At 45.3% G+C, this 25581-nt stretch carries 20 protein-coding genes and 17 tRNA genes; 24 read left to right on the top strand and 13 right to left on the bottom strand.

The window, feature by feature from the left end:
- Nucleotides 1–158: 158 nt before the first annotated feature.
- The 4 genes from AC3CHU_RS14965 to AC3CHU_RS14950 all read left to right on the top strand — a co-directional run bounded on the left by AC3CHU_RS14965 (nt 159) and on the right by AC3CHU_RS14950 (nt 4910).
- Nucleotides 159–449, top strand: a complete 291-nt coding sequence (locus AC3CHU_RS14965; protein ID WP_004733324.1) for a co-chaperone GroES — start codon at nt 159–161, stop codon at nt 447–449.
- Nucleotides 450–500: 51 nt separating this feature from the next.
- Nucleotides 501–2138, top strand: a complete 1638-nt coding sequence (gene groL, locus AC3CHU_RS14960; RefSeq protein WP_488524818.1) for a chaperonin GroEL — start codon at nt 501–503, stop codon at nt 2136–2138.
- A 433-nt stretch (nt 2139–2571) separates the two neighbouring features.
- Entirely contained in the window at nt 2572–3129 is a 558-nt protein-coding gene (locus tag AC3CHU_RS14955; protein WP_054542846.1) for a VC2662 family protein, read from the top strand.
- A 302-nt stretch (nt 3130–3431) separates the two neighbouring features.
- Nucleotides 3432–4910 carry a sensor domain-containing diguanylate cyclase gene (locus tag AC3CHU_RS14950; RefSeq protein WP_488524817.1) on the top strand — a complete coding sequence of 493 codons (1479 nt, stop codon included), beginning with the start codon at nt 3432–3434 and terminating at the stop codon, nt 4908–4910.
- Nucleotides 4911–5051: 141 nt separating this feature from the next.
- Here the strand turns inward: AC3CHU_RS14950 and AC3CHU_RS14945 are convergent, their stop codons facing one another.
- The 3 genes from AC3CHU_RS14945 to epmB form a co-directional block, all read right to left on the bottom strand.
- The gene (locus tag AC3CHU_RS14945; RefSeq protein ID WP_102558466.1) at nt 5052–5540 is read right to left on the bottom strand and encodes an MgtC/SapB family protein; all 489 of its coding nucleotides are present in this window, start codon (nt 5538–5540) and stop codon (nt 5052–5054) included.
- Nucleotides 5541–5645: 105 nt separating this feature from the next.
- On the bottom strand, nt 5646–6164 hold the full coding sequence (locus AC3CHU_RS14940) for a prepilin-type N-terminal cleavage/methylation domain-containing protein (protein WP_488525500.1): 519 nt from the start codon (nt 6162–6164) through the stop codon (nt 5646–5648).
- Between the two features lie 13 nt (nt 6165–6177).
- Complete coding sequence (gene epmB, locus AC3CHU_RS14935; RefSeq protein ID WP_488524816.1) at nt 6178–7200, bottom strand: EF-P beta-lysylation protein EpmB; 1023 nt, start codon at nt 7198–7200, stop codon at nt 6178–6180.
- 33 nt (nt 7201–7233) lie between these two features.
- Here epmB and efp point away from each other — a divergent pair, with 33 nt between their 5' ends.
- Nucleotides 7234–7800 carry an elongation factor P gene (gene efp, locus AC3CHU_RS14930; protein WP_004733338.1) on the top strand — a complete coding sequence of 189 codons (567 nt, stop codon included), beginning with the start codon at nt 7234–7236 and terminating at the stop codon, nt 7798–7800.
- Nucleotides 7801–8517: 717 nt separating this feature from the next.
- On the opposite strand, the gene frdD is transcribed toward efp, so the two are convergent.
- Genes frdD through frdA form a run of 4 tightly spaced genes read right to left on the bottom strand, consistent with a single transcriptional unit; the run spans nt 8518 to nt 11888 of the window.
- Complete coding sequence (gene frdD, locus AC3CHU_RS14925; RefSeq protein ID WP_029225230.1) at nt 8518–8904, bottom strand: fumarate reductase subunit FrdD; 387 nt, start codon at nt 8902–8904, stop codon at nt 8518–8520.
- 11 nt (nt 8905–8915) lie between these two features.
- Nucleotides 8916–9299: a fumarate reductase subunit FrdC gene (frdC, locus tag AC3CHU_RS14920; RefSeq protein WP_017076351.1), complete on the bottom strand. Its 384-nt coding sequence runs from the start codon at nt 9297–9299 to the stop codon at nt 8916–8918.
- 1 nt (nt 9300) lies between these two features.
- Entirely contained in the window at nt 9301–10065 is a 765-nt protein-coding gene (locus AC3CHU_RS14915) for a succinate dehydrogenase/fumarate reductase iron-sulfur subunit (protein WP_017076352.1), read from the bottom strand.
- Nucleotides 10065–11888, bottom strand: a complete 1824-nt coding sequence (gene frdA / locus AC3CHU_RS14910; protein WP_004733344.1) for a fumarate reductase (quinol) flavoprotein subunit — start codon at nt 11886–11888, stop codon at nt 10065–10067. The genes AC3CHU_RS14915 and frdA overlap by 1 nt, the downstream gene beginning before the upstream one ends.
- A gap of 483 nt (nt 11889–12371) precedes the next feature.
- Between frdA and epmA the strand changes: the two genes are divergently transcribed.
- Nucleotides 12372–13343, top strand: coding sequence for an elongation factor P--(R)-beta-lysine ligase (epmA, locus tag AC3CHU_RS14905; RefSeq protein WP_488524815.1), 972 nt, complete (start codon nt 12372–12374; stop codon nt 13341–13343).
- 102 nt (nt 13344–13445) lie between these two features.
- On the opposite strand, the gene AC3CHU_RS14900 is transcribed toward epmA, so the two are convergent.
- The 5 genes from AC3CHU_RS14900 to rsgA all read right to left on the bottom strand — a co-directional run bounded on the left by AC3CHU_RS14900 (nt 13446) and on the right by rsgA (nt 20491).
- Nucleotides 13446–14333: a DMT family transporter gene (locus AC3CHU_RS14900; RefSeq protein WP_054547897.1), complete on the bottom strand. Its 888-nt coding sequence runs from the start codon at nt 14331–14333 to the stop codon at nt 13446–13448.
- Between the two features lie 176 nt (nt 14334–14509).
- Nucleotides 14510–16390, bottom strand: coding sequence for a methyl-accepting chemotaxis protein (locus AC3CHU_RS14895; RefSeq protein WP_488524814.1), 1881 nt, complete (start codon nt 16388–16390; stop codon nt 14510–14512).
- Between the two features lie 295 nt (nt 16391–16685).
- Nucleotides 16686–18101 (bottom strand): SLC13 family permease, encoded by a 1416-nt coding sequence (locus tag AC3CHU_RS14890; RefSeq protein WP_488524813.1) that lies wholly within the window; start codon nt 18099–18101, stop codon nt 16686–16688.
- Between the two features lie 297 nt (nt 18102–18398).
- Complete coding sequence (gene asd / locus AC3CHU_RS14885; protein ID WP_065207274.1) at nt 18399–19310, bottom strand: archaetidylserine decarboxylase; 912 nt, start codon at nt 19308–19310, stop codon at nt 18399–18401.
- Nucleotides 19311–19435: 125 nt separating this feature from the next.
- Nucleotides 19436–20491 carry a small ribosomal subunit biogenesis GTPase RsgA gene (gene rsgA, locus AC3CHU_RS14880; RefSeq protein ID WP_004733350.1) on the bottom strand — a complete coding sequence of 352 codons (1056 nt, stop codon included), beginning with the start codon at nt 20489–20491 and terminating at the stop codon, nt 19436–19438.
- Nucleotides 20492–20640: 149 nt separating this feature from the next.
- Here rsgA and orn point away from each other — a divergent pair, with 149 nt between their 5' ends.
- From orn to AC3CHU_RS14790, 18 genes are all read left to right on the top strand, one after another.
- Nucleotides 20641–21186 carry an oligoribonuclease gene (orn, locus tag AC3CHU_RS14875; protein WP_004733351.1) on the top strand — a complete coding sequence of 182 codons (546 nt, stop codon included), beginning with the start codon at nt 20641–20643 and terminating at the stop codon, nt 21184–21186.
- Between the two features lie 179 nt (nt 21187–21365).
- Nucleotides 21366–21441, top strand: a tRNA-Gly gene (locus tag AC3CHU_RS14870).
- A gap of 61 nt (nt 21442–21502) precedes the next feature.
- Nucleotides 21503–21579 (top strand) — tRNA-Met (locus AC3CHU_RS14865).
- 76 nt (nt 21580–21655) lie between these two features.
- Nucleotides 21656–21731: transfer RNA gene (locus AC3CHU_RS14860), tRNA-Gly, on the top strand.
- Nucleotides 21732–21792: 61 nt separating this feature from the next.
- A tRNA-Met gene (locus AC3CHU_RS14855) sits at nt 21793–21869 on the top strand.
- A gap of 75 nt (nt 21870–21944) precedes the next feature.
- Nucleotides 21945–22020 (top strand) — tRNA-Gly (locus tag AC3CHU_RS14850).
- A gap of 61 nt (nt 22021–22081) precedes the next feature.
- Nucleotides 22082–22158: transfer RNA gene (locus tag AC3CHU_RS14845), tRNA-Met, on the top strand.
- A 75-nt stretch (nt 22159–22233) separates the two neighbouring features.
- Nucleotides 22234–22309: transfer RNA gene (locus AC3CHU_RS14840), tRNA-Gly, on the top strand.
- A 78-nt stretch (nt 22310–22387) separates the two neighbouring features.
- A tRNA-Met gene (locus tag AC3CHU_RS14835) sits at nt 22388–22464 on the top strand.
- Between the two features lie 75 nt (nt 22465–22539).
- A tRNA-Gly gene (locus AC3CHU_RS14830) sits at nt 22540–22615 on the top strand.
- Nucleotides 22616–22675: 60 nt separating this feature from the next.
- A tRNA-Met gene (locus AC3CHU_RS14825) sits at nt 22676–22752 on the top strand.
- A 77-nt stretch (nt 22753–22829) separates the two neighbouring features.
- A tRNA-Gly gene (locus AC3CHU_RS14820) sits at nt 22830–22905 on the top strand.
- Nucleotides 22906–22956: 51 nt separating this feature from the next.
- Nucleotides 22957–23033, top strand: a tRNA-Met gene (locus AC3CHU_RS14815).
- Nucleotides 23034–23110: 77 nt separating this feature from the next.
- Nucleotides 23111–23186 (top strand) — tRNA-Gly (locus tag AC3CHU_RS14810).
- 51 nt (nt 23187–23237) lie between these two features.
- Nucleotides 23238–23314: transfer RNA gene (locus AC3CHU_RS14805), tRNA-Met, on the top strand.
- Between the two features lie 56 nt (nt 23315–23370).
- Nucleotides 23371–23446: transfer RNA gene (locus AC3CHU_RS14800), tRNA-Gly, on the top strand.
- Nucleotides 23447–23507: 61 nt separating this feature from the next.
- Nucleotides 23508–23584: transfer RNA gene (locus AC3CHU_RS14795), tRNA-Met, on the top strand.
- A gap of 77 nt (nt 23585–23661) precedes the next feature.
- Nucleotides 23662–23737: transfer RNA gene (locus AC3CHU_RS14790), tRNA-Gly, on the top strand.
- Between the two features lie 631 nt (nt 23738–24368).
- Here the strand turns inward: AC3CHU_RS14790 and queG are convergent.
- A complete protein-coding gene (gene queG, locus AC3CHU_RS14785) occupies nt 24369–25511 on the bottom strand; it encodes a tRNA epoxyqueuosine(34) reductase QueG (RefSeq protein WP_114634284.1) in 1143 nt (380 codons plus the stop codon).
- Between the last annotated feature and the right edge of the window lie 70 nt (nt 25512–25581).

Raw genomic sequence — 25581 nt, 5'->3', positions numbered from 1 at the left:
CTAGCCATTTTTCTTTTCTCACTCCTTGTAGTTTGAGTTTCCTCACAAAAAGTCTACCTCCCCCCTTGGGATCTTTCACATTGCCCCAACATACTGATTAACCCATGCCAATTGTGGCAACTATCATATTAAATGGAAATTATCAGGAGATACGACCGATGAATATCCGTCCTCTACACGACCGAGTTATCGTTGAGCGCCAAGAAGTTGAATCTAAGTCTGCTGGTGGCATCGTTCTAACTGGTTCTGCCGCTGAAAAATCAACGCGCGGTACTATTCTAGCTGTCGGTAAAGGCCGCATTTTAGAAAACGGTTCAGTGCAACCGTTGGACGTTAAAGTTGGCGATACTGTTATCTTTTCTGAAGGCTACGGCACTAAAACTGAAAAGATCGACGGCAAAGAAGTTCTGATCATGTCTGAAAACGACATCATGGCGATCGTTGAGTAATCCGACCCATAAAATTGAACTGATTGAACAAAGAATTTAAAGGAAATAAAGATGGCTGCTAAAGACGTTAAATTTGGTAATGACGCACGTATTAAAATGCTAGAAGGTGTAAACGTTCTGGCTGACGCAGTAAAAGTAACGCTGGGTCCTAAAGGCCGTAACGTTGTTCTAGACAAATCATTTGGCGCACCGACTATCACGAAAGATGGTGTTTCAGTTGCACGTGAAATCGAACTTGAAGACAAGTTCCAAAACATGGGCGCACAAATGGTAAAAGAAGTGGCTTCGCAAGCGAATGACGCGGCGGGCGACGGTACAACAACGGCAACAGTTCTTGCTCAAGCAATCATCGCTGAAGGCCTAAAAGCGGTTGCTGCGGGTATGAACCCAATGGATCTTAAGCGCGGCATCGACAAAGCGGTTATCGCGGCTGTTGAAGAGCTGAAGAACCTTTCTGTTCCTTGTTCAGACACGAAAGCTATTGCTCAAGTAGGTACTATCTCTGCGAACTCTGATTCGACAGTAGGTAACATCATTGCTGAAGCGATGGAAAAAGTAGGTCGTGATGGCGTTATCACGGTTGAAGAAGGTCAGGCTCTACAAGACGAGCTAGACGTAGTTGAAGGTATGCAGTTTGACCGCGGTTACCTGTCTCCTTACTTCATCAACAACCAAGAAGCAGGTTCTGTTGATCTAGAAAGCCCATTCATTCTTCTAATCGATAAGAAAGTTTCGAACATCCGTGAACTTCTTCCGACTCTAGAAGCAGTTGCTAAGGCATCTCGTCCACTTCTTATCATCGCTGAAGATGTAGAAGGCGAAGCGCTGGCAACTCTTGTTGTGAACAACATGCGTGGCATCGTTAAAGTGGCTGCTGTTAAAGCCCCTGGTTTCGGCGACCGTCGTAAATCTATGCTGCAAGACATCGCTATCCTAACGGGCGGCACGGTTATCTCTGAAGAGATCGGCCTAGACCTTGAGAAAGTAACGCTAGAAGACCTAGGTCAAGCTAAGCGCATTACGATCACTAAAGAAAACTCAACCATCATCGATGGTGCGGGTAATGAAGAGATGATCAAAGGTCGTGTTTCTCAAATTCGTCAACAAATCGAAGATGCAACGTCTGACTACGATAAAGAAAAACTTCAAGAGCGCGTAGCTAAGCTAGCTGGCGGTGTTGCAGTAATCAAAGTTGGCGCTGCGACTGAAGTTGAGATGAAAGAGAAGAAAGACCGCGTAGAAGATGCACTTCACGCAACTCGCGCTGCTGTTGAAGAAGGTGTGGTTGCTGGCGGTGGTGTTGCACTTATCCGCGCTGCATCTAAAGTTGCTGGCCTTGAAGGCGACAACGAAGAGCAAAACGTAGGTATCCGTGTTGCACTACGTGCAATGGAAGCGCCTATCCGTCAAATCACAACCAATGCTGGTGATGAAGAATCAGTTGTTGCTAACAATGTTCGTGCTGGCGAAGGTAACTACGGTTACAACGCGGCTACTGGCGAATACGGCGATATGATTGAGATGGGTATTCTTGACCCAACTAAAGTGACTCGTTCTGCACTTCAGTTCGCAGCATCAGTTGCTGGTCTTATGATCACAACAGAAGCGATGATCACTGACAAGCCACAAGATTCTGGCCCTGCAATGCCTGATATGGGCGGTATGGGTGGCATGGGCGGCATGATGTAATCATCCCCCTTTCTCGTAACAGAGAAAGTCATACATAAGCTTTGAAAACGGAGACTTCGGTCTCCGTTTTTGTTTGTTCGTCATAATTGGATTCGTCGTTAAACTGAGATTCCAGATACTTCGTTCCTCAGTTCTGGAATGACGGTTGTTATTGCTGGAGTTACTTGCGTTTCGTCATTCCCTACAGCGAGGCACGAGCGTGATAGGGAATCTTTACAACCTTCAAATAGAAACATGGGCCTAGATCGCTACTCTTACCTCTTACCTCTCACCGTATCCCTTTCTTTATATTGCTCTTTATGATTTTGCGTCTTATATTCAACAGTACGGTTATGCCATTGATCTAACATGGATAACTGTTGAGTAAAGGATAATAAATGCTTGATTGAAAATGGATTAATCAAGTCAACAATAAGTCAGTGGAGACTCCCCAATGAAAAAATTACTTTCAGTACTTGCTGTGTCTGCAGCAGTAATGGCACCGGCAGCATTTGCTTCTTCGCCTGTTATGTTTTCAACGATCAACGGCTTCAATGCTCCGGATTCAGATGCGGTTGGTGGTGTACGTTTGGCTCTGCTTCACGGACAAGTGAACGACCTTAAAGGTGTCGATCTTGCGGTTGTGGGTATGTCAGAAACACAAACCACGACGGGTGTGAACCTGGGTATCTTCGGTGCATCAAAAGTGAACCAAGAAATGACAGGTGCATCGCTTGGTTTCTTCAACTGGAATACCGGTAAAACAACGGGTCTTAACCTAGGTGCAGTGAACATCACTAATGATGTGAAAGGCGCGAACGTGAGCTTCGTCAACTACTCTGAAGGCAACACTATGGTTGATGTTGGTGCGGCGAACCTTTCAGAAGTGTCGACGGTTCAGGTTGGTATCTTCAACAAAACCAACAAAATCGAAGGCGTACAAATTGGCTTGATCAACTGTGCTGATAACGGCTTCTTCCCGTGCTTCCCGATTGTCAATTTCGCTAAATAGAATATGAATTTTACGAAATAGAACGCGGTTGAGCCTCTAGATTCACTATTGGTGAGTTAAGTGATTTATTAGTGCTCAAGCCTATCAATGCCTAAATTCTTTTGTTTAGGCATTATTCTTTTGTTTAAGCATTGTTCTTTTGTTTAGACACTGTTCTTTTGTTGAAATACTGTTGTTTCAATCCCCTTTCCGATTTACCTACCTCAAATTAGTTAATAAGCACTTGGTTTTATACTTTCTATTGCAGTATTTTTACTTATAAGTACAATGTGCGCTAAAATCACAACGTCGACTTATATGCTTTGATAAAACACCATACCATCGATTTTAAAAAGGCTTTCTTAAGCCTTACCGCCAGTTTTTTAGTCGTTTTGGGCTTATTGCTCGTTGATTCAGCGGAAGAATCAGATAAACAGTATGGAATCGAAAACCAAGGTGTCACGCGCTCTCTTGCTGAGCTCACAAAGATCATTAATGCCCTTGAATACAACATCACGGCACTTTACCCACTGCATGGCGATACTTATGTGTTCTCGCATGAAAAAAAGGTAGAGGGTGAGACGTGCTATTTCATCAGTGAGGAGCAACAAGCCCCTCGTTTTGACTTTATGTTCTCAGGCCCTAGCGAAATGTGCGATCCGAAGTCAGAGCTTAACTCTGAAGCCGGTAAGCGCTTATTCATCGCTCCAACCATGGCTTATTTTGCCAATACTATTGATACCATCTCTGCGATTTACTTTATCTCGAAAGAGAAGTTTATTATCTCTTCGCCTTCTGATTTTGCTCGCACGATTAAGGGCGATACCTTTGACTCTGTGGTGAACAGTCGTCCGTACTGGGTGAATACGATTCGTTTTGGCTTAGCGCAAGGTCAAGACCAAGTTGTCTATACGGGCCAATATGATGATTACCTGACGGGTAAAAAAGTCGTGACGTTAACCAAAGGCATTTACGTTAATGGTGAGTTTAAAGGGGTATTGGGTGTCGATGGCTATGTCTCTAACCTCGTATCGAACCCTACTCATGGTTATAAAGTCACCAGTACTCGAGGCGCAAACAAGTACGGGGTTATGGACTTTACCTATTCCAAGCCTTTGTATGTTGATGACATTAACACCCAGTTATATCTAAGTATTGAAGAAGAGAAGAGCGAGCACTTTCTGCATGTATTGGAGATGGAGAAGATTCAGCTTTCGATACTGTTTGTTTTGTATTTGCTCTCGGTTTTATGGCTATGGCGTTTTTATACAAGACAAGAACACCAGCGTTTGAATGACCTAGCAATGCGCGATCCATTAACGGGTTTACTGAATCGACGTGGCTTTGAAGCGAGATTACTGGCTCAGGACGAACAGCCGATTATTGGTGTTGGCGTGTTTGATATCGATGATTTTAAAGTGGTTAATGACCGCTATGGCCACAAAACAGGGGACGAGGTGATTTGCCATGTGGCTCAGTTGATGCTGAACAGCGTTAGGCAGCAAGATATCGTGGCACGGTTTGGTGGTGAAGAGTTTGTTGTCGCGATCACGGGTGAATCCTCAGAGCTGCTTTCATCGATTTTTCAACGAATCCAGAATGACATTAGCCTGCAGTGCTACCGCTCTCCAGCTGGCGACAAGATTAATATCTCAGTGTCTGGTGGCGCGACGCTCTACTCTCTGTACAAGTTCGACAGTGTTGGTCACTTGTGGGAAAACCAGAGTATTCGTTCTTCGGATGAGCAGCTTTATAAGGCGAAAGCCGCGGGCAAGAACCAAGTGTGTATTCACGTGCATTAAGCGCTTGTCTAAAAACTCAAAGCCTAGTCGTTTGACTAGGCTTCTTTTTCGTTTCTAAGAATTCGTCTCTAAGAATTTTCCTCTAAGAAATCGAATCTAAGGACAAAATGTCTTTAAGATAAACGCATCTAAAATTAGAGGTTACTTCTTCACGCGACCTTTATTCATCCACTTCTGATGCACACCACGACGCAGGCTTTGGAAACTGTTTTCTACTTTGTCGACACCAAGCAGTATCACAAGTGCCATTAGAGTGATGATGACTGATTGAGAAAGGTGTCCTAAGGCAATCATCATCCCCAACGCAGCCAACACCCAAATAATCGCCGCAGACGTGACGCCATGAATTTTGCCATCAAGCGTCATCATTACACCGGCTCCAAGAAATCCGACCCCCGTTATTATCTGACCAAGCACGCGGGCTTGATCGAGTGTGTTGGGAGATAAGCTAATCGCCATGGTGAGAAAGAAATAAGTACCGCTGATAATCAAAATGGAGGTTCGTATTCCAACGGGTTTACCGCGGGTTTGCCTTTCGATTCCGATTAATGATCCACACAGCATACATGCTGCGAGGCCTGCCCAGCTAAAGGGGGCAAGGTTGAGAGTTTGTTCTATAAATTGTGACATATCACCCCTCCTAAAGATTTAGAATAGAGCCGAGTATGCTAATAATAGACCGGACGATCGAACAAAAAATTTTTGTCTTAACGGTTGATAGAGGTGACTTAAAAGCTAGCAGCCGCTTGTCGTTAATTCAAAGCTAGGCGCAGAAGAAGAGGTTGCTTCGTTGTAAAGTAAGAAGCAGTCTTCCGAAGATTTCTTCTTACTTTTGGTCATGAAACGAATCCATGGTATTTCTTTAGAAGTATTATGGAAATACCATTCAGCAGGATCATTCGCATTAAATATGGAATCTGCGAAAGTACTTTCAATCAACAGACTCCAAGCATTTGCTGAGTCTGCCGCTGGGTATCCATATGCAAGTTCTATGTTGTCACCTTCGATTGTAATTTTAGCAGCGCTTAACTTTTCTAAACCTTGCTGAATTGCAATCGGGTAAACCATGTCAGCAGCACTTTGCATACCGCCTCTCAAACCTTGAAGGGCTGAAATACGAGCATCACTCTGTAGATTGAGAAATTTCGATGCCGCAGTCACTGAAATAATGCCCAGAATGACAATTACGATGACCAATTCGATTATAGTAAAACCTCTGGGTGAGGATGGCTTGTTTCTCGGATACGTCATCATTTCGGTAACTTCTTTATTCAATATGTAGGTCGAGTGGTGTCTTGCTGCTACGGCCGCCAATCTCGCGAGTTAACTTAGGTACGAGGTAGCCAGAAACCTCAGAGATCAAACCCTTAAAGTGCATCTTTGCTTCTTCATCGGAGATATAGAAGTGAGCGGCGCCCTGAACTTTATCAAGTACATGCATATAGTAAGGTAAAACACCGGCATCGAATAGCTTTTCGCTTAATTCTTTCAAAGAGTTAGCGCTGTCATTTACGCCTTTTAGCATCACGCCCTGATTAAGCAGAGTCGCACCACTGAGTTTCAACTTATGGAAAGCTTGTTTGAGCTCCACGTTGATTTCATTGGCGTGATTGATATGGCTGACCATGACCACATTGAGGCGAGTTTGAGCTAACAATTGGCATAGTTCATCAGTCACTCGAGCAGGGATCACAACCGGTAATCGGCTATGAATTCGAACGGTTTTTACATGCGGGATCTGTTCGATGGCATGGATAAGCCACTTGAGTTCGCTGTCCTTGGCCATCAAAGGGTCGCCACCCGACAAGATTACTTCGTTGATCTCTGAGTGAGCAGCTACATAGTCTAGGCTGGTTTGCCACACAGACTTAGAACCCTTGTTGTCTTGATAAGGGAAATGACGACGGAAGCAGTAGCGGCAGTTTATGGCGCAACCGCCTTTTACGATCATTAGCGCGCGACTTTTGTATTTATGCAGCAACCCCGGGATCGCATTTTCTTGCTCTTCTAGTGGGTCGGCTGAATAGCCTTGATGCACCTCGAACTCTTCGTTGAGTGGTAACACCTGACGCAATAGAGGGTCGTGTGGGTTGCCTTTTTCCATTCGCTCAACAAAGCTAAGAGGAACTCGAAGTGAAAACAGCTCACGTGCTGCGAATCCTTTTTGCCACGGTGTTGGGTCTATTTCCAATGCTTGAAGCAGTTTTGTCGGGTCAGAGATCGCATTCGATAGTTGTTTGAGCCAGTTTTGCTCAACAGATTCGACTTTTCGGGTTATGATATGCGGCATTGAAATTAACTCAAAGATGTGGAAGAGAAAATCATGGCGTCAGTAAGCACCAATGAATTCAAAGGCGGTTTAAAATTCATGTTAGATAACGAGCCTTGCGCAATTATCGACAATGAATACGTTAAGCCAGGTAAAGGCCAAGCGTTTAACCGTGTAAAACTTCGTAAACTGCTGTCAGGCAAAGTGTTAGAGAAAACATTCAAGTCAGGCGAAAGCTTCGAGCTTGCAGATGTTGTTGACGTTGAACTAGGTTACCTATACAACGATGGCGAATTCTACCACTTCATGAACAACGAAACATTTGAGCAAATCGCAGCAGACGTAAAAGCAGTCGCTGACTCAGCAAAATGGTTAGTTGAAAATGACGTTTGTACTCTAACGTTGTGGAATGATAACCCTATCACTGTTACTCCGCCAAACTTTGTTGAGATCCCAGTAACTGAAACTGATCCTGGCCTGAAAGGCGATACACAAGGTACGGGTGGTAAACCTGCAACTCTAGCAACAGGCGCGGTAGTTCGTGTACCTCTATTCATCGCTATCGGTGAAGTTGTTAAAGTTGATACTCGTACTGGCGAATACGTTGGTCGTGTAAAATAATTTGATTGTGTCCACCTTGTTTGAGGTGGCTCAGTGAAATAGAAAAGGTCGCTCATGAGCGGCCTTTTTTGTATCTCGAGATCAGGAAAAGCAGAAGAGCAGATACGAGTAACCGAGATGCGAGATACGAAGAGCTTGAAGGGCAGATGCGCGTAAACGGGATGCGAGATACGAAGAGCGGGAAAGGCAGATTAGAGTAAGCGGGATGTGAGATACGAAGAGCGGGAAAGGCTGATTCGAGTAAGCGAGATGCGGGATACGAAGAGCTTGAAGGGCAGATGCGCGTAAACGGGATGCGAGATACGAAGAGCGGGAAAGGCAGATTAGAGTAAGCGGGATGTGAGATACGAAGAGCGGGAAAGGCTGATTCGAGTAAGCGAGATGCGGGATACGAAGAGCTTGAAGGGCAGATGCGCGTAAACGGGATGCGGGATTCGAAGAGCTTGAAGAGCAGATACGAGTAACCGAGATGCGAGATACGAAGAGCGGGAAAGGCAGATTCGAGTAAACGGGATGCGAGATACGAAGAGCAGGAAGAGCAGGAGCGAGTTAGAGGATAATAGATTCGACAAGCAATAAAAAAGCAGAGCTGGATAACCTAGCTCTGCTTTCGCTTTTCTGCTTTTAAGCTCTTCGATACTCGATTACTCGAATCCCGCATCTGCTTTTAAGCTCTTCGATACTCGGTTACTCGAATCCCGCATCTGCTCTTAACTGTTAGATCATGAAGATGAAGATAACAGATAGCGCGCTGATTAGGCCTGCAACGAAGTAGCAGCCAACTTTACCTGCAACGCCGACGTGGAACTTAAGGTCGTGCATGCCGTGGTGAAGACGGTGCATTGCGTGCCACATTGGCAGTGCTAGTGTACCGATGATGAATAGCGCACCGATAATGCTGGTGGCGAACTCAGAGACACGTTCGTAGCTCATTGCATCCGCATCGATAATGCCCATAGGCACTAAGATACCCAGCACTAGAATCGTGATCGGAGTGATCATCGCGAACCAAGTACCGCCAGCGCCAAATAGGCCCCACCAGATTGGTTCATCAGAGCGTTTAGGATTGTGGTTAACAGGTTTCATTTTGTAATTTGTGTTCATAACGAAGCTCCTTACACCACCATCAGAACGATTAAAGAAATAAATGCCACCGCTGCCCACTGGGTCAGTACGATGATTCTTTTATCTACCAATTTACCTTTAAGACGGATTGGCATTACTTGAGGCATCATGCTGAAGAAGGTCTGAGCGTGCAGTAAGCTGCCTAGCAGTGCCACGATATTAATACCGATAACGATAGGGTTAGCCATAAAGCTCAACCAACCTTCCCACGCTTCAGGACCTTTCACTAGCGAACCCAAACCGAAGGTTAGGAACAGAGTGAATAGAATCAAAGGCAGTACAGTCGCTTCACGTAGCATGTAGAAACGGTAGAACGGATGGTTGCTCCACCACGTTCTCTTCATTTCACGAACATAAGGTTTACGATTGCTCATATTACGCTTCCTCCGTCGCTTTAACCGGTTCGCCATCAGGTTTGAACATCGAAATAACGAAGTCCATTGAAGACTCAACTTTACCTTGGTTTACTGCAGCCGCTGGGTCTACTTTCTTCGGACAAACGTCAGAACAGTAACCTACAAACGTGCAGCCCCAAGCGCCATTGTCGCCATTAATAAGCTTCATACGTTCAGCTTTACCATTGTCACGGCTATCTAGGTTGTAGCGGTGAGCAAGAGCAAGTGCCGCAGGGCCGATGAACTCAGGGTTTAGACCAAACTGAGGACACGCTGCGTAACACAAACCACAGTTGATGCAGCCAGCGAACTGTTTGTACTTCGCCATTTGCTCTGGAGTTTGGATGTTAGTGCCGTCTTCTGGCTTACGGTCGTTACCAATGATGTAAGGCTTGATTGCTTCAAGGCGCTCGATGAACGGCGTCATGTCGACAATCAAATCTTTCTCGATTGGGAAGTTAGCCAATGGTTCAATCTTGAAGCCATTCGGGTAGTCACGTAAGAAGCTTTTACATGCCAGTTTTGGCACGCCATCAACCATGATGCCGCAAGAACCACAAATCGCCATACGACAAGACCAACGGTAAGACAGGTCTTTATCTAGGTTATCTTTGATGTAACCAATCGCATCAAGTACTGACATGGTTTCATCAAACGGAACTTCAAAGGTTTGAAAGTGAGGTTCTGCATCTTGCTCAGGGTCATAACGCAGGATTTCAATTTTTTGGATTCGATTCGCTGACATTATGCTTGCTCCTCTTCGCTCTTCTTAGCATTCTCTTCTGCCGCTTTTTCAGCAGCAGCGGCTTTCTCGGCTGCTTCACCGTATAGACGAGCTTTAGGTTGAGATTTAGTAATCTTAACGCCGCTGTAGTCGATAGTTGGTGCTGCATCTTCGTTGTAGAAAGAGAGAGAGTGTTTCAGGAAGTTCACATCATCACGTTCTGTGCAGTTGTCGTCTAGACGTTGGTGTGCACCGCGAGATTCTTTACGAAGAATCGCTGAGTGAACCATTGCTTCAGCAACTTCAAGACCGTAGCCCACTTCGATAGCGTAAAGTAGGTCAGTGTTGAACACTTTGCCTTTGTCTTTAATGCTGATCTTCTTGTAGCGTGCTTTCAGTTCAGTGATTTTGTCGATGGTTTCTTGCATCAAGTCTTCTTGACGGTAGATACCACAACCCGCTTCCATGGTGTGACCCATTTCAGTACGGATATCAGCCCAGTTCTCATCGCCTTCTTGAGCTAAGATGCCTGCGATGCGATCTTCAACCGCTTTAATTTGCTTAGTGATGGCTTCTTCATTCCAGCCTTTGAATTCAGCTGCACGTTTCACGGCTTGTTCACCGGCTACGCGGCCAAATACTACGAACTCAGCCAGAGAGTTAGAACCTAGGCGGTTTGCACCGTGCAGGCCAACTGAAGCACATTCACCAACGGCGAATAGGCCTTTAATGCGAGTCTCACACGTACCGTTAGTTTCAATACCACCCATGGTGTAGTGAACGGTAGGGCGAATTGGGATTGGCTCTTTTGCTGGATCAACGTTTACGTACGCTTTTGCAAGCTCACAGATGAACGGAAGACGCTCTTGCAGATACTCTTCACCAAGGTGGCGAAGGTCAAGGTGTACGACATCACCAAGCGGGTGCTTGATGGTGTTGCCTTTCTGCTGCTCGTGCCAGAATGCTTGAGAAACTTTGTCACGAGGACCCAGTTCCATGTATTTATTTTTCGGCTCGCCCACTGGAGTTTCAGGGCCCATTCCGTAATCTTGTAGGTAACGGTAGCCGTTCTTATTGACGATGATACCGCCTTCACCACGACAACCTTCAGTCATCAAGATGCCAGTGCCTGGTAGGCCTGTTGGGTGGTATTGAACGAACTCCATATCACGCAGTGGTACACCGTGGCGATAAGCCATTGCCATACCGTCGCCAGTTACGATGCCGCCGTTGGTATTGCAGTGGTAAACACGACCTGCGCCACCCGTTGCTAATACAACAGATTTCGCTTTGATCGTAACAAGCTCACCTTCAGACATATGAATCGCGATTAGGCCTTGTACTTCGCCATCTTCAACGATCAAATCCACCACAAAGTACTCATCAAATCGTTTGATTGTGTCGTACTTCATCGAAGTCTGGAACAGAGTATGAAGCATGTGGAAGCCGGTTTTATCCGCTGCGAACCACGTTCTCTCTACTTTCATACCGCCGAATCGGCGTACGTTTACTTCACCGTTTTCTTTACGACTCCATGGGCAGCCCCATTGTTCCATTTGGATCATTTCGCGAGTCGAGTTTTCAACAAAGTATTCAACAACATCCTGTTCACATAGCCAGTCGCCACCGCCAACAGTATCGTTGAAGTGGTTATCTAGGCTATCTTCGTCTTTAATTACTGCTGCTGAACCGCCTTCTGCTGCTACCGTGTGCGAACGCATTGGGTAAACTTTAGAAATCAGTGCTACTTCCAATTCAGGATTAGCTTCAGCCGCAGCGATAGCTGTACGAAGACCAGCGCCGCCTGCGCCGATGACTGCGATATCTGTGGTAATTGTCTTCACAGTTATTCTCCAGTGTGATGCGGAGTATTCCGCTTGTTATTATAAAAAGCTTATTGGCAGTACTTACTAATTGGCAGTACTTACTTATTGAGAGCAGTAAACGGCATCAACCGTTTATCACCCCTAAGCCTTAAGTGGTAGGTTCAGTGTACGAGAGGAAGGTATTTGAAAAGTTGATGTATTTGGGTTTTTAGGTCGGTAATGCATATGGAGGCATAGAAATTATAGGTTATGTGACTGCAATCACGGCAATGAATTGTTGATAACGATTAACCCACAGGACTGGTGTTAACGGCTTGTTGAGTATGATTTTCGTTATCAATGTTGATGTGGAAGCTGTATTGATAATTGTATTGTAGAACGTAATTTTCTGGCTTCATTAAAACAACATTTTGCTTTCATCAATAGACAGATAGAAGCTTACAAAAGAGACGAAAGGTGGTAATTTTCGTCGCCTAGAATTCAGTGATATGGAACTTAATAATGCACTCTACATGGCAACCGGCCGCAACCATTAAGCAGTTAAATCAACGTGCTGATATCCTTAATCAAATTCGCCAGTTCTTTACAGAACGAAACGTGATGGAAGTGGATACACCTGCGATGAGTCACGCTACGGTGACGGATGTGCATTTACATACCTTCAAAACGGAATTCGTAGGGCCAGGTTATGCGCAAGGTCAACCGCTATTCTTTATGACGAGTCCAGAGTTTCATATGAAACGGCTGTTAGCGTCGGGCAGTGGCTGTATCTACCAAATTTGTAAGTCTTTTCGTAATGAAGAGAATGGCCGTTACCATAACCCTGAGTTCACCATGTTGGAGTGGTATCGCGTTGGCTTTGATCATCATGACCTGATGGATGAAATGGATTTGTTGTTACAACAGATACTGAAGTCGGGCACTGCAGAAAGAATGACGTATCAACAAGCCTTTATTGATGTGTTAGGTGTTTGTCCGTTGGAAGATTCGATGGATACGTTGAAGCAAGCGGCTGCACCACTTGGACTCAGTGATATTGCAGATCCAGAAGACGATCGTGACACCTTGTTGCAGCTGCTGTTTAGTATTGGGGTTGAAGCTAAGATAGGGCAACAAGTACCTGCGTTTGTTTATGACTTTCCGGCTTCACAAGCTGCACTAGCCAAGATTAACCCGAATGATTCACGAGTGGCGGATCGCTTTGAGGTGTATTTCAAAGGGATTGAACTAGCAAACGGCTTCCATGAGCTAGATAAACCACAAGAACAACTTCAGCGCTTTGAAGATGACAATGCAAAACGTATCGAGATGGGATTATCGCCTCAACCGATTGATCATCATTTGATTGAGGCATTAAAAGCGGGCTTGCCAGACTGTGCAGGTGTTGCTTTAGGTATTGATCGTCTGATTATGTTGGCTTTGGGCTACGACCATATCGATGACGTGACGGCTTTTCCGTTCCCGCGTTCTTAGCTTTTTTCTTTTGTTGTTATTGAGAGTTAATGGTCATTAGCTATTCACCATTAACTCTCAGCTTCCAACTCGCCTCACTCGCTGACCAGAATTCCGGTGCCATTAGCTGACCAAGATACCGGTGCCCACTACGGCAACAATGGCGCCGAACCAAGCGTAGGCATTCGGCCTCTGTTTGGTGTACAACCAGAGTATTGGTAACAACATGATGGGTGTGGTCGAAGATAACAGCGCGACCATGCCGACATTACCTTCTTGCAGTGCATACAAGATCAGCGTCATTCCCACGGCCATCGCTAAAAAGCCATTAACCGCAGTAATTGCGAATATTTGTTTATTCATTGGATTGATCGCGCGCGAAAGCTTGGCGCCTGTTAAGCGAAACAGTGAGTGAGCAACAAAGGCGGTGATCATTCGAATGGCAGAGGCTGCAATTGGGTCGATACTGGTTTGCATCACGGGTTTGGCAATAATGCCGCCCAATGCTTGGCAGATCGCGGCGGTGATTCCCAGCGCCACACCAATCCACACCGTACCCTTAATGGTTTCGAGTTGGTTATTCGATTGCCCTCGACGACCAAAGAAGATTGCGGTTAATACACCACTAAACACCAACGCCGAGCCAATAAGCTCCACCGAAGTCATGCTTTCGCTAAACAGGAAGTAACCAAGAATGGCCGAGAAAACGGCGTGACAAGAGAACAGCAAACCCGCTTGGCGCGGACCCATGCGGTTCAAACAGGCAAATAGGGCGGTATCACCAATGAAGATGCCAATTAGGCCAGATAGCATCATGGGTGTGACTAGGTCGGCTTCGACACTTGACCACCCACCCGTAAACCAAGCCATGCTCGATAAGATGATCGCGGTACAACCCATTCGCCAACGACTATAGGCGAAAGAACCTAAGTGTTGAGCGGGTTTTACTGACATTAGGCTCGCAATCGCCCATAGAAAAGCGGCAGCTAGAGCTAACCATTCAAATCCCATCTGAATAACATCCTTGTGTCTGGGATAAATTAGCTCATCAATATGCATCAAACCGAACTGAGAACAAAGTGATTTTTATGAAAGAACGACTTTGTTTCAGTGATTAGTTTATGTCAGCTGTCGCTTGCTGGTGTGGTCCAACTTACTTTGCTTGAGGCGCGCTATACCTCAAAGCGCTATACCTTAAAGCGCTCTACGTCTTGGCGCATTGACTCTGCAGCGCTGCTCATTTCATTTGAGCTATTGCGACTGCTTTCCGCTTGTTGTGCTAGATCGTCAGAGGCGTCTTTGATTCCTTGCGTATTACGGCTGATGTCCTCGCTGACCGCGCGTTGCTCTTCTGCAGCACTCGCGATTTGCAGCGCCATATCGTTGATTTCAGTGATCGCTTGCGTGATTTTAGTCAGGCTGCCATGGGCTTGTTCTGCGAAGCCAACACTATTCTCTGCCAGTTGAGTGCTGGTGGTCATGCTTTCAACGGCATGTTCGGTATTCTTTTGCAGCGTATCAATCATCACGCGGATTTCTTCGGTCGAGCCATGCGTTCGTTGGCTGAGCACTCGAACTTCATCGGCCACAACCGCAAACCCACGACCTTGTTCACCCGCACGAGCGGCTTCAATCGCTGCATTCAATGCCAACAGGTTGGTCTGTTCGGCAATGCCTTGAATGGTGGATAGGATCTGATTGATGCTTTGCGCATTGCTCTCTAATTCACGAATAACATTGGCGGCGTCTTCAACTTGAGTCGCAAGGCCAGTAATCGCATCACGGTTTTGTTGGATTACCTCTTGGCCTTCATTACAAGCGGTAGCGGATGCCTGAGAAGCGGATGCCGTTAATTCGGCATGGCTAGCCACTTCGGCTGCGGTAGCCGACATTTCATGAATCGCGGTCGCAATTTGGTTGATATCGTTTTGTTGATTCTCAACGCTAATCGAAGATTGGGTCGCCAGTTGATTGGCTTTCTCTGCATGGTTGTTGAGATCGTGGCTGTGCTCTATCACGCCCTTCAACATGCTTTGCATTTGACTCAAGAACTGGTTCACAAGCTCGGCAAGTTTGCCAATCTCATCCATACGTGTGATATCAATGCGTTGGGTAAGGTCGCCTCTGCCTTGAGCGAGTTGAGTCAGCGCTGTAGACAGTGTTTGTAATGGAGAAAGTAGGCGGTTGATAACCACGGTACTCGCTATTGAAATGATGATGTACAAAATCAAAGAGGTCAGCGTGATGAATTGAATGGCATCGGATACTGCAGAAAACGCCATGTCTTTATCGATAACGATACCTAACGACCAATCGGTGTTCGGGACATTGGCAATATAAACCAGCTTATCGCCTTGACCAGGCCAAGTTAGAGTGGTGATCATTTGGTCTTGAAGTAGTTGTGACACCTTGTTGGTTGTTAGTTCTGGATTCAAACTGGTCAGTGGTTTTTGACTCAGTTCTTCATCACTGTAGGCCACAATGTTGTTATTGCCGTCGACTAAAAACGCAAAACCATCGTTCTCCAGTTTTACATTAAGCACGGTATCAATAATGCTGGTTACGGTTAGATCGGCCGCGAGAACACCTTGTCTATCACCACTGAATGCTTTCGCAAAGCTGATGACAATGCTGCCGTCAAAGTCCTGATAAGGTTCGGTAATGATGAGGTCTGATGTTGCGTTTGCATCTTTATACCAAGGGCGAGTGCGCGGGTCGTAGCCTGCTGGCCAATCTTCACCTTTGTCGCCATAGGCGATAGTGCCATCGCTGAACCCTGCATAAACAGACAAGAATTGTCCGGCTTGCTTGGTGATCAATAACTCGCGATCAGAGTTGCTATTGCTTGAAATGGTCGATTCATTGGCAAGCATCATATCACTGCGGATTGACAGCCAATCGGCAATGTAATTGGTGGTGCCAACACTGACATTTTTCATTTCTTGGTTGATCGCGACTTCAGTCTCTTGAGTCAGCTGATTAACCGATATCCAAGCTTGAGCGCCACTTACGACGGCAATAATGACCGCAATGGCGATCTGAATTTTAAACTTAATAGTATGTCTCAAGGTCCATTCCTCTTTATTAGACAAAAATCTAACTACGGTGACGTACTTGATATTGAAGTGATGTGTTTCTTATAGGGGTATATTGTCGTTGTCTTAGGCAGAATGAATGTGTTTAAAATCATAAATTCTAAATATATTTACTCTGATTTTTGTAAAACAGTGAAGTAAAGTCACAGTTATTTATTGATTTAAAAATCAATCACTTGTTGTGGCCATTGTGCGTGAGATAGCGCTAATAGGCGCTAAATTTACATTTAGCACCTTAGTCGGAATAAAAGTGATCGTTGAACGTCTCTTAGGTGATGATGAACAACGCGAGGTAGACCATTAACAAGCCGACAAGACCTAAGATGATACCCATCTTCGCCATGTCTTTACTTTCGATAAGCCCGGTCGAGTAGGCCAACGAGTTTGGTGGTGTCGATACGGGTAAAATCATACCTAGCGATGCAGAGAAGGCGACCACAACCAGTAGTCCTTGCAGGCCTCCTATCGCAACCAAGCTTTCCATGGATGCGCCAATCGCAGCGGCGATCGGCATCAATAAGTTGGCAGTCGCGGTGTTCGACATGAAGTTCGCCATTAACCAACATACGATTGATAACGTTAGCACTACCGCCGTTGGTGAGAGCGACTCATAATCAATCGCGTGTGCGAGTGCCACGGCTAAGCCTGTTTTATCTAGTCCTATACCAATCGCAATACCACCTGCTACTAGCCACAATACATCCCAGTTAATCAGCTTAAGTTCTTCTTTGCCCATGATGCCCGTTAGGGTAAAGACAGCCAGTGGAATGATAGACACCACATAGGTGTTCATACCATGCAGTTTGGTGGTCATCCACAATAGGATGGTGGCGGCGAAGGTGACGTAAACCACAATCGCACGCCAGCTTTTTCTAAATTGGCCATCAAGCTTGAGCACCATGTTTCTTTCCTTGGACGGGAAAAATTTCTGTAGAAGGAACCAAGCGATGGTCAGTTGAATGATTACGAAGGGCAAGCCCATCATCATCCAGCTAAGGAAGTCGATACTGTTCTCACCCGTCAGGTATTGAAGTGCGATGGCGTTGGGTGGTGTACCTATGGGTGTCGCGATACCACCGGTGTTAGCAGCAATTGGAATACACAACACCAACGCCTTGATCCCCATGTCGCCTTTTGGTGCTGACGCCACGATTGGACCTAGCAGTGCGAGCATCATTACCGTTGTTGCGGTATTTGACATGAACATTGAGAACACGGCGGTGATCAGCATTAAGCCGAGCATAATGAAGCGCGGTTCTGTACCAAATGGTTTGAGCAATACTCGGGCTAAGTTGTTGTCGAGTTCGTACTTAGATGCCGATATCGCGAGCGCAAAACCACCCATGAAGAGGATGATGATTGGTGACGAAAATGCACCGAATATGTCGGTATATTTGATTAACTCACCGAGATCGTGCCCCGCTGGTGGATTTCTAAATAGGTGTAAGCCTTTGTCGGAAATCATCACCAGTTCAAGCGCAATGATCAAAATGGAAGTGGCGAATACCGGAACGGGTTCAAGCACCCACAGTAGAGCGGCCAACAAGAATATTGCCAACAAGCGGTGTTGAATCAGCGTGAGATCATCGATTGGTATTGAATCTATCGGCATGAATAACACGCCCAAGGGAATCGCAAAACAAATCAACAGCTTGGCCAGAACGCCAACATTGAGTTTAGGCATGTACAAAGACCCTATGAATAAAATATCTTCAAATAGAGTAAGTTATCTGGATTTTTGGTACTTGGAGACGGGTTGTAAAATCGGAAACTTGTTTAAGGTTTCGACAGTTGTTTTGTTTTTGGTCAATCTTTTTATGAGGCAATTCGACGTACTGCTCGTTGAGAATAAGGTTATCGGTAGTTAGATTGGTTGAAACCTTGAAGGGAAATGTCTCGAACTAGATAAGAAAAAGGCGCGTTATTCTCTAAAAATAGAAAACTAACGCGCCCTTAAAGCTTACTAAGTTAACTCAGAGAGTTAGACTTGGTCTGTGTTCTCTGTTGAATCAACAGCTTCAGTCTCAGCGTCTTTGCCCGCGATATGCGCGAAAGGGGTGCCTAGAACGGTTTTCTCGCCATTTTGCATCGTTTCGTCAAACTTGATTGCGTCTTTAGCGAACAGGTTGATAACCGTTGAACCAAGCTTAAAGCGGCCCATCTCTTCGCCTTTCTTCAAGACGACGGCTGTATCACCTTGTGCAGGGTAATCCCATTTGTAAACTGAGTTACCACGAGGTGGAGTAATGGTGCCAGCCCATACTTGCTCGATGCTGCCAACGATAGTTGCGCCAACCAGCACTTGTGCCATTGGGCCAAACTCAGTATCAAAGATACAAACTACACGCTCGTTACGTGCGAATAGGTTTGGAACGTTCTCTGCCGTTAACGGGTTTACAGAGAAAAGGTCACCCGGAACGTAGATCATCTGACGCAGTGTGCCGTCACATGGCATGTGCACGCGATGGTAATCACTTGGCGACAAGTAAAGCGTAGCGAATTCGCCGTCTTTAAATTCATCCGCTAGAGCAGCATCACCACCCAATAGCTCACGTGCTGAGTAGTTGTGGTTCTTAGCTTGAATCAGTTGACCATCAGTAATTGGGCCAAACTGACTTACGCGAGCATCAGCGGGGTGAACAATCACGGATTCGCCTTCAGCGACAGGGCGCATGCCTTCTTTTAATTCACGTACGAAGAATTCATTGAATGTCTTAAAGTGTTTTGGATCGCTATGCAGAGCTTCATCCATGTTTACTTTGTATTGCTTGATGAACCAGTTGATGATCGCTGTCGTTAAGCCACCCGCTTTAGCAGATGCCAGTTTACCGACGAGGCGAGTTAGCCCATGCTGTGGGATCCAGTACTGCAATCCAACTTTAATCTTATCCATTGTATTAATTTTCCAATGCTAATTGTTTTTCAATTAAATCTGTCGATGACGGTTTAGGGCGCGAGATGTTACTTAAATTCGCGCCAATTGTCAGTAAATGCACACATTTGTTCACAAAAACGCGATTAGAGATCGGCTTTCTTGCTTCGTGAGTACTGACGGTTATCTTTGTTGTCAGCCATTGTTTCAATAATGCGATGGTAGCTAGCAAAACGTAAGCGGCTAATTTTACCGTCTTCAACGGCTTCACGTAGCAGGCATCCAGGATCGTCATTGTGTTTACAGTCACGGAATTTACAACCACCTAGGTATGGCTTGAATTCAATGAAAGCATCTGTGACTTCATCGGGTTCTAAATGCCATAGGCCGAATTCACGTACCCCTGGGGAATCGATAAGATCACCACCAGAAGGGAAGTGATACAAACGCGCTGCAGTCGTCGTGTGTTGACCCAGTCCTGAGTTTTCAGAAACCGCGCCTTCTTCAATGTCTAATGTTGGCATGAGTGCATTCACGACGCTGGATTTACCTACGCCAGATTGACCAACGAAAATGTTGATACGATCTTTCAGTTCGGCTTCCAACTCTTTGATGCCGTAACCCGACTCTTTACTGACGAACATGACTTTATAGCCGATTTTCTCGTATATTTTCAGCGTTTCGCGGTATTCGCTAATTTGTTGTTCTGTCAGCAAGTCGACTTTATTGAGCACAACTAACGGGGCAATATTCACCGTTTCAGAGGCGATCAAGTAACGGTCGATGATATTAAGTGATAGCTCTGGCAGTACAGCTGAAACGATAACCATTTGGTCAACGTTAGCAGCAACCGGTTTTAGGCCGTCGTAGTAATCAGGGCGAGTTAGCATTGACGTTCTTGGCTCAACGGCTTCTACAACACCAGAGATGCCGGCCATTGATTCAAGTCCTGCGCGCCAAATGACTTTGTCTCCAGAAACTAACGTTTCAATACTGCGGCGTAAGTTACAACGGTGAACTTCGTTGGTTTCAAGATCTTCGATATCGGCATGTTGACCAAAGCGCGTAATTACGAGTCCGCTTTTTGTTCCGCCAAGCATGTTCTCATCCCACTGGATAGAATCTTCTTTCTTGAGTCGCTTGTTCTGGTTGCTACGTACACGACGCACTTGACCTTTGGTTAACTTCTTTTTTTTAGCCACAATTTTTCACTTAACACATCTAACTTGATGATTGAGGACTCAAACGGAATGTTGTTGGTACCATTGATTTCGATGGCCCTAAAGCTAGTTTGAGTATAGTTATTTGGGTATAGTACCTCTTTTATACATAAACAAATAGGCGACGCCTTATGTCCTTTAGCGATCAGAACCTTATTTGGGTTGATCTAGAGATGACAGGACTTGATCCTGAAACTCATAAAATCATTGAAATTGCTACTATCGTTACTGATAGTGAGCTTAACATCCTGGCTGAAGGACCTGTTTTGGCTATTCACCAACCTCAGAGTGAATTGGACAAGATGGACGAGTGGTGTACAACCACCCACACCGGCAGCGGCTTAGTGAAACGAATTCAAGAAAGCACGGTTTCAGAGCAAGAGGCTATTCAACAAACGATTGAGTTTCTTGAGAAGTGGGTACCAAAAGGTAAATCACCGATTTGTGGTAACAGCATTGGCCAAGATCGCCGTTTCTTATACAAACACATGCCAGAGCTGGAAGAGTACTTCCATTACCGTTATGTCGATGTAAGTACCCTGAAAGAGCTGACTCGTCGTTGGAAACCCGAAGTTCTCGATGGTTTTTCAAAGTCGGGAAGTCACCTTGCATTGGATGATATTCGTGAGTCGATCGCTGAACTGCAGTACTACCGAAAAACGATTATTAACATCTAATCAGATCAAATGATCACGTTTATCTAACTTTTCAGGGACATAAGAGCTGATTTTTTTGCAAATCTGCGTGCTTTTACAGCAGTTGAGTAAAAACTTTCGTAATTTTGCATTAAGGACTTGCATCACAAAAAAATGCTCTTATAATTCGCAGCCCTGAACGACGAAAGACGTTTCAGATTGCGATACTAGCTCAGTTGGTAGAGCGCAACCTTGCCAAGGTTGAGGTCATCGGTTCGAACCCGATGTATCGCTCCAAATTCTTTCTTAGGATTGATGTTGGAAATATAGAGTCATTAACTCAAATAATGCATCCGGACGCGGGATGGAGCAGTTTGGTAGCTCGTCGGGCTCATAACCCGAAGGTCGTCGGTTCAAATCCGGCTCCCGCAACCACATTACAGTTACACGTTGAACACTGCCTTGCAGTAGAACTTAGCTTCTTAGCAGACAGGATTAACGGTTAACTAATGCGATACTAGCTCAGTTGGTAGAGCGCAACCTTGCCAAGGTTGAGGTCATCGGTTCGAACCCGATGTATCGCTCCAATTTCTTTCTTAGGATTGATGTTGGAAATATAGAGTCATTAACTCAAATAATGCATCCGGACGCGGGATGGAGCAGTTTGGTAGCTCGTCGGGCTCATAACCCGAAGGTCGTCGGTTCAAATCCGGCTCCCGCAACCACATTACAGCTAAACGTTGATAGCTTCTTTGCAGTAAGAACTTAGTTTCTAGCAGACAAGTTTAACGGTTAACTAAGCGATACTAGCTCAGCTGGTAGAGCGCAACCTTGCCAAGGTTGAGGTCATCGGTTCGAACCCGATGTATCGCTCCAATTTCTTTCTTAGGAATGAAGTTGGGAATATAGAGTCATTAACTCAAATAATGCATCCGGACGCGGGATGGAGCAGTTTGGTAGCTCGTCGGGCTCATAACCCGAAGGTCGTCGGTTCAAATCCGGCTCCCGCAACCACATTACAGCTAAACGTTGATAGCTTCTTTGCAGTAAGAACTTAGTTTCTAGCAGGCAAGTTTAACGGTTAACTAAGCGATACTAGCTCAGCTGGTAGAGCGCAACCTTGCCAAGGTTGAGGTCATCGGTTCGAACCCGATGTATCGCTCCAATTTCTTTCTTAGGATTGATGTTGGGAATATAGAGTCATTAACTCAAGCGTTTATGACGTAAAAAAGAAACATCCGGACGCGGGATGGAGCAGTTTGGTAGCTCGTCGGGCTCATAACCCGAAGGTCGTCGGTTCAAATCCGGCTCCCGCAACCACATTACAGCTAAACGTTGATAGCTTCTTTGCAGTAAGAACTTAGTTTCTAGCAGACGAGTTTAACGGTTAACTAAGCGATACTAGCTCAGCTGGTAGAGCGCAACCTTGCCAAGGTTGAGGTCATCGGTTCGAACCCGATGTATCGCTCCAATTTCTTTCTTAGGATTGATGTTGGGAAATAGACTCATTGACTTAAACAATGCATCCGGACGCGGGATGGAGCAGTTTGGTAGCTCGTCGGGCTCATAACCCGAAGGTCGTCGGTTCAAATCCGGCTCCCGCAACCACATTACAGTTGAACGTTGATTACTTTCTTGCAGTAAGAACTTAGCTTCTTAGCAGAAAAGATGAACGGTTAGCTTATGCGATACTAGCTCAGTTGGTAGAGCGCAACCTTGCCAAGGTTGAGGTCATCGGTTCGAACCCGATGTATCGCTCCAAATTCTCTCTTTTTAGAGAACAGAGTCATTAACTTAAATAATGCATCCGGACGCGGGATGGAGCAGTTTGGTAGCTCGTCGGGCTCATAACCCGAAGGTCGTCGGTTCAAATCCGGCTCCCGCAACCACATTACAGTTAAACGTTGATTACTTTCTTGCAGTAAGAACTTAGCTTCTTAGCAGACAAGATGAACGGTTAGCTTATGCGATACTAGCTCAGTTGGTAGAGCGCAACCTTGCCAAGGTTGAGGTCATCGGTTCGAACCCGATGTATCGCTCCAAATTCTCTCTTTTTAGAGAACAGAGTCATTAACTTAAATAATGCATTCGGACGCGGGATGGAGCAGTTTGGTAGCTCGTCGGGCTCATAACCCGAAGGTCGTCGGTTCAAATCCGGCTCCCGCAACCACATTACAGTTAAGCGCCATTTATTGCCCAAGGCAGTAAGAGCAGCGAATAACTAATGCGATACTAGCTCAGTTGGTAGAGCGCAACCTTGCCAAGGTTGAGGTCATCGGTTCGAACCCGATGTATCGCTCCAAATTCTTTCTTAGGATTGATGTTGGAAATATAGAGTCATTAACTCAAATAATGCATCCGGACGCGGGATGGAGCAGTTTGGTAGCTCGTCGGGCTCATAACCCGAAGGTCGTCGGTTCAAATCCGGCTCCCGCAACCACATTACAGTTACACGTTAGTCACTGCTTTACAGTAAGCACTTAGCTTCTTAGCAGACAGAATTAACGGTTAACTAATGCGATACTAGCTCAGTTGGTAGAGCGCAACCTTGCCAAGGTTGAGGTCATCGGTTCGAACCCGATGTATCGCTCCAGCTTTCTTCTAAAAAGCTATTAAGACTCTTTAAGCCACCGTGTTTTTCTTTAGATCACAGAGTTTAAAGACGACCTTAAAGGTCACGCTCTTTCTTTAATGCTGCGAAGCATAATCCCCCCAAAAAGCAAATAATCCTCCATCATGGTGGATATTTTTTTGTCTTAAATTTTTCTTAGCAACTGGAATGCTAGTAAACATCAGGTCTCTGAAGCAGACACTTGAGGTTTTTCACATCTATGAACAGACTTATCCACAAAATGTTAGGTGTGGATAACTTGGTTGATAAAGTTATTTCAGACTTAATTCTTTACATATCCCCAAAAGATCTTTCTTGTTTTCAATATATTAGCTGAATTACAGTGATTGTAACTTGTTGTTTTTTATCAGTTTGAGTGTTTATCTTGAATTTGATAAAAGATCGTTAACTTGTTGTTTTTTGATCTTAATCATTTATCGGTACTGTGTTTAACTTTGTGAGAGTGTCGGAAGTTTACGAGAGTTCTGAATTTTTTCCACATTGCTGAAATTGAGAACAAGGTCAAACATTGTTCTAAAATTATGTGCAACGAGTTGTCTTAAATCTTGGACTGTTGGCGTCCGTTAGTCCGCCAATCGTTGGTACCTAAAGGCTAGGCGTCTCTCGGTAGTCCTTTTTCCACGATACGGATAAGTCTGTGCTTTTTGGTGGAGACTTTATTCTTGCCTTCTTGGATGCTACTGGCATTCGGCAACTGTTGTAGTTGTTTATTCAAAGCCCACTCAATATGCACATCTAGCATTTCATTTTTGCCTTGATGAGATTCTAGTGTTTCAACAATGCGTTGTTGAAATGGCGCATTGCCCATAGCAACAAAGATATTGCGCAACCACTGGGTGTGGCCGATACGTCTTATTGCTGAGCCTTCCATTTTCTTTAGGAAGGTTGCTTCGTCCCAACTTGAAAGTGAAACCAGATCGGCTTCTTGGAAATCTTCTCTACGATGAAAGTCTGTTTGCTCTGTGAGTTCCGCATGACGATTCCACGGGCAAACTAACTGACAGTCATCACAACCATAAATACGGTTACCAATTGCGTTTCTAAATTCTTCCGGGATCACACCATCGTATTCGATGGTTAAGTACGAAATACATTTTCGAGCATCCACTACGCCATCAGCAATAATGGCACCCGTTGGGCAAGAAGTGATACATGCGGTGCATTTGCCGCACTCATCAACACTGGGCTCATCAACAGGAAGCGGGATATTAACCAACAGCTCTCCTAGAAAGAACCAAGAGCCCGCGTCTTTATCGAGAATTAACGAGTGTTTACCTGTCCAACCCAGCCCCGCTTTTTGAGCGAGCGGTCTTTCTAAAATAGGCGCTGAATCCACGAAAGGACGTGAGTCTAAACCTTCGACCTCTTTTTCGATTCTTTGTCCCAGCTTTTTCAACTGGTTACGGAACAATTTGTGATAATCGCGGCCTAAAGAATAACGGCTGATATAGCCTTGAGTGGTATCGCTTAGGTTAGAAGCAAACTGAGCTTCTGGTGGCAGGTAGTTCATTCGGGCGCTGATCACTCGAATGGTGCCTGGATGAAGTTCATCAGGACGTGCACGCATCATTCCATGTCGAGCCATCCAATCCATTTCGCCGTGGTTGCCAGCATCTAGCCATGCTTGAAGAGGGGCTTCGTGTTCACTTAAATCAACATCGCAGATGCCAACTTTTTGAAAGCCGAGCTCTTTTCCCCAGATTTTAATTTTTTCAGCAAGATGGTCTAGATTCATGGCTTCATTCTTAATTCTTATTTTCTCTGTTTTACAATTAGAGATAAGGCTAATTAAAACTAGGTTCGGC

Source organism: Vibrio sp. QJM3NY_39, assembly GCF_057785895.1.
This window is presented reverse-complemented; position numbering and strand designations above follow the sequence as displayed.

Bases quoted from the DNA above. Each gene is read 5' to 3' on its own strand.
- AC3CHU_RS14965 (WP_004733324.1), top strand. From the start codon at position 159: ATGAATATCCGTCCTCTACACGACCGAGTTATCGTTGAGCGCCAAGAA.
- AC3CHU_RS14890 (WP_488524813.1), bottom strand. From the start codon at position 18,101: ATGCCTAAACTCAATGTTGGCGTTCTGGCCAAGCTGTTGATTTGTTTT.
- AC3CHU_RS14940 (WP_488525500.1), bottom strand. From the start codon at position 6,164: ATGATGACGTATCCGAGAAACAAGCCATCCTCACCCAGAGGTTTTACT.
- frdC (WP_017076351.1), bottom strand. From the start codon at position 9,299: ATGAGCAATCGTAAACCTTATGTTCGTGAAATGAAGAGAACGTGGTGG.
- asd (WP_065207274.1), bottom strand. From the start codon at position 19,310: ATGGATAAGATTAAAGTTGGATTGCAGTACTGGATCCCACAGCATGGG.
- AC3CHU_RS14915 (WP_017076352.1), bottom strand. From the start codon at position 10,065: ATGTCAGCGAATCGAATCCAAAAAATTGAAATCCTGCGTTATGACCCT.
- orn (WP_004733351.1), top strand. From the start codon at position 20,641: ATGTCCTTTAGCGATCAGAACCTTATTTGGGTTGATCTAGAGATGACA.
- AC3CHU_RS14900 (WP_054547897.1), bottom strand. From the start codon at position 14,333: ATGGGATTTGAATGGTTAGCTCTAGCTGCCGCTTTTCTATGGGCGATT.
- AC3CHU_RS14955 (WP_054542846.1), top strand. From the start codon at position 2,572: ATGAAAAAATTACTTTCAGTACTTGCTGTGTCTGCAGCAGTAATGGCA.
- epmA (WP_488524815.1), top strand. From the start codon at position 12,372: ATGCACTCTACATGGCAACCGGCCGCAACCATTAAGCAGTTAAATCAA.
- AC3CHU_RS14945 (WP_102558466.1), bottom strand. From the start codon at position 5,540: ATGTCACAATTTATAGAACAAACTCTCAACCTTGCCCCCTTTAGCTGG.
- efp (WP_004733338.1), top strand. From the start codon at position 7,234: ATGGCGTCAGTAAGCACCAATGAATTCAAAGGCGGTTTAAAATTCATG.
- epmB (WP_488524816.1), bottom strand. From the start codon at position 7,200: ATGCCGCATATCATAACCCGAAAAGTCGAATCTGTTGAGCAAAACTGG.
- groL (WP_488524818.1), top strand. From the start codon at position 501: ATGGCTGCTAAAGACGTTAAATTTGGTAATGACGCACGTATTAAAATG.
- frdD (WP_029225230.1), bottom strand. From the start codon at position 8,904: ATGAACACAAATTACAAAATGAAACCTGTTAACCACAATCCTAAACGC.
- queG (WP_114634284.1), bottom strand. From the start codon at position 25,511: ATGAATCTAGACCATCTTGCTGAAAAAATTAAAATCTGGGGAAAAGAG.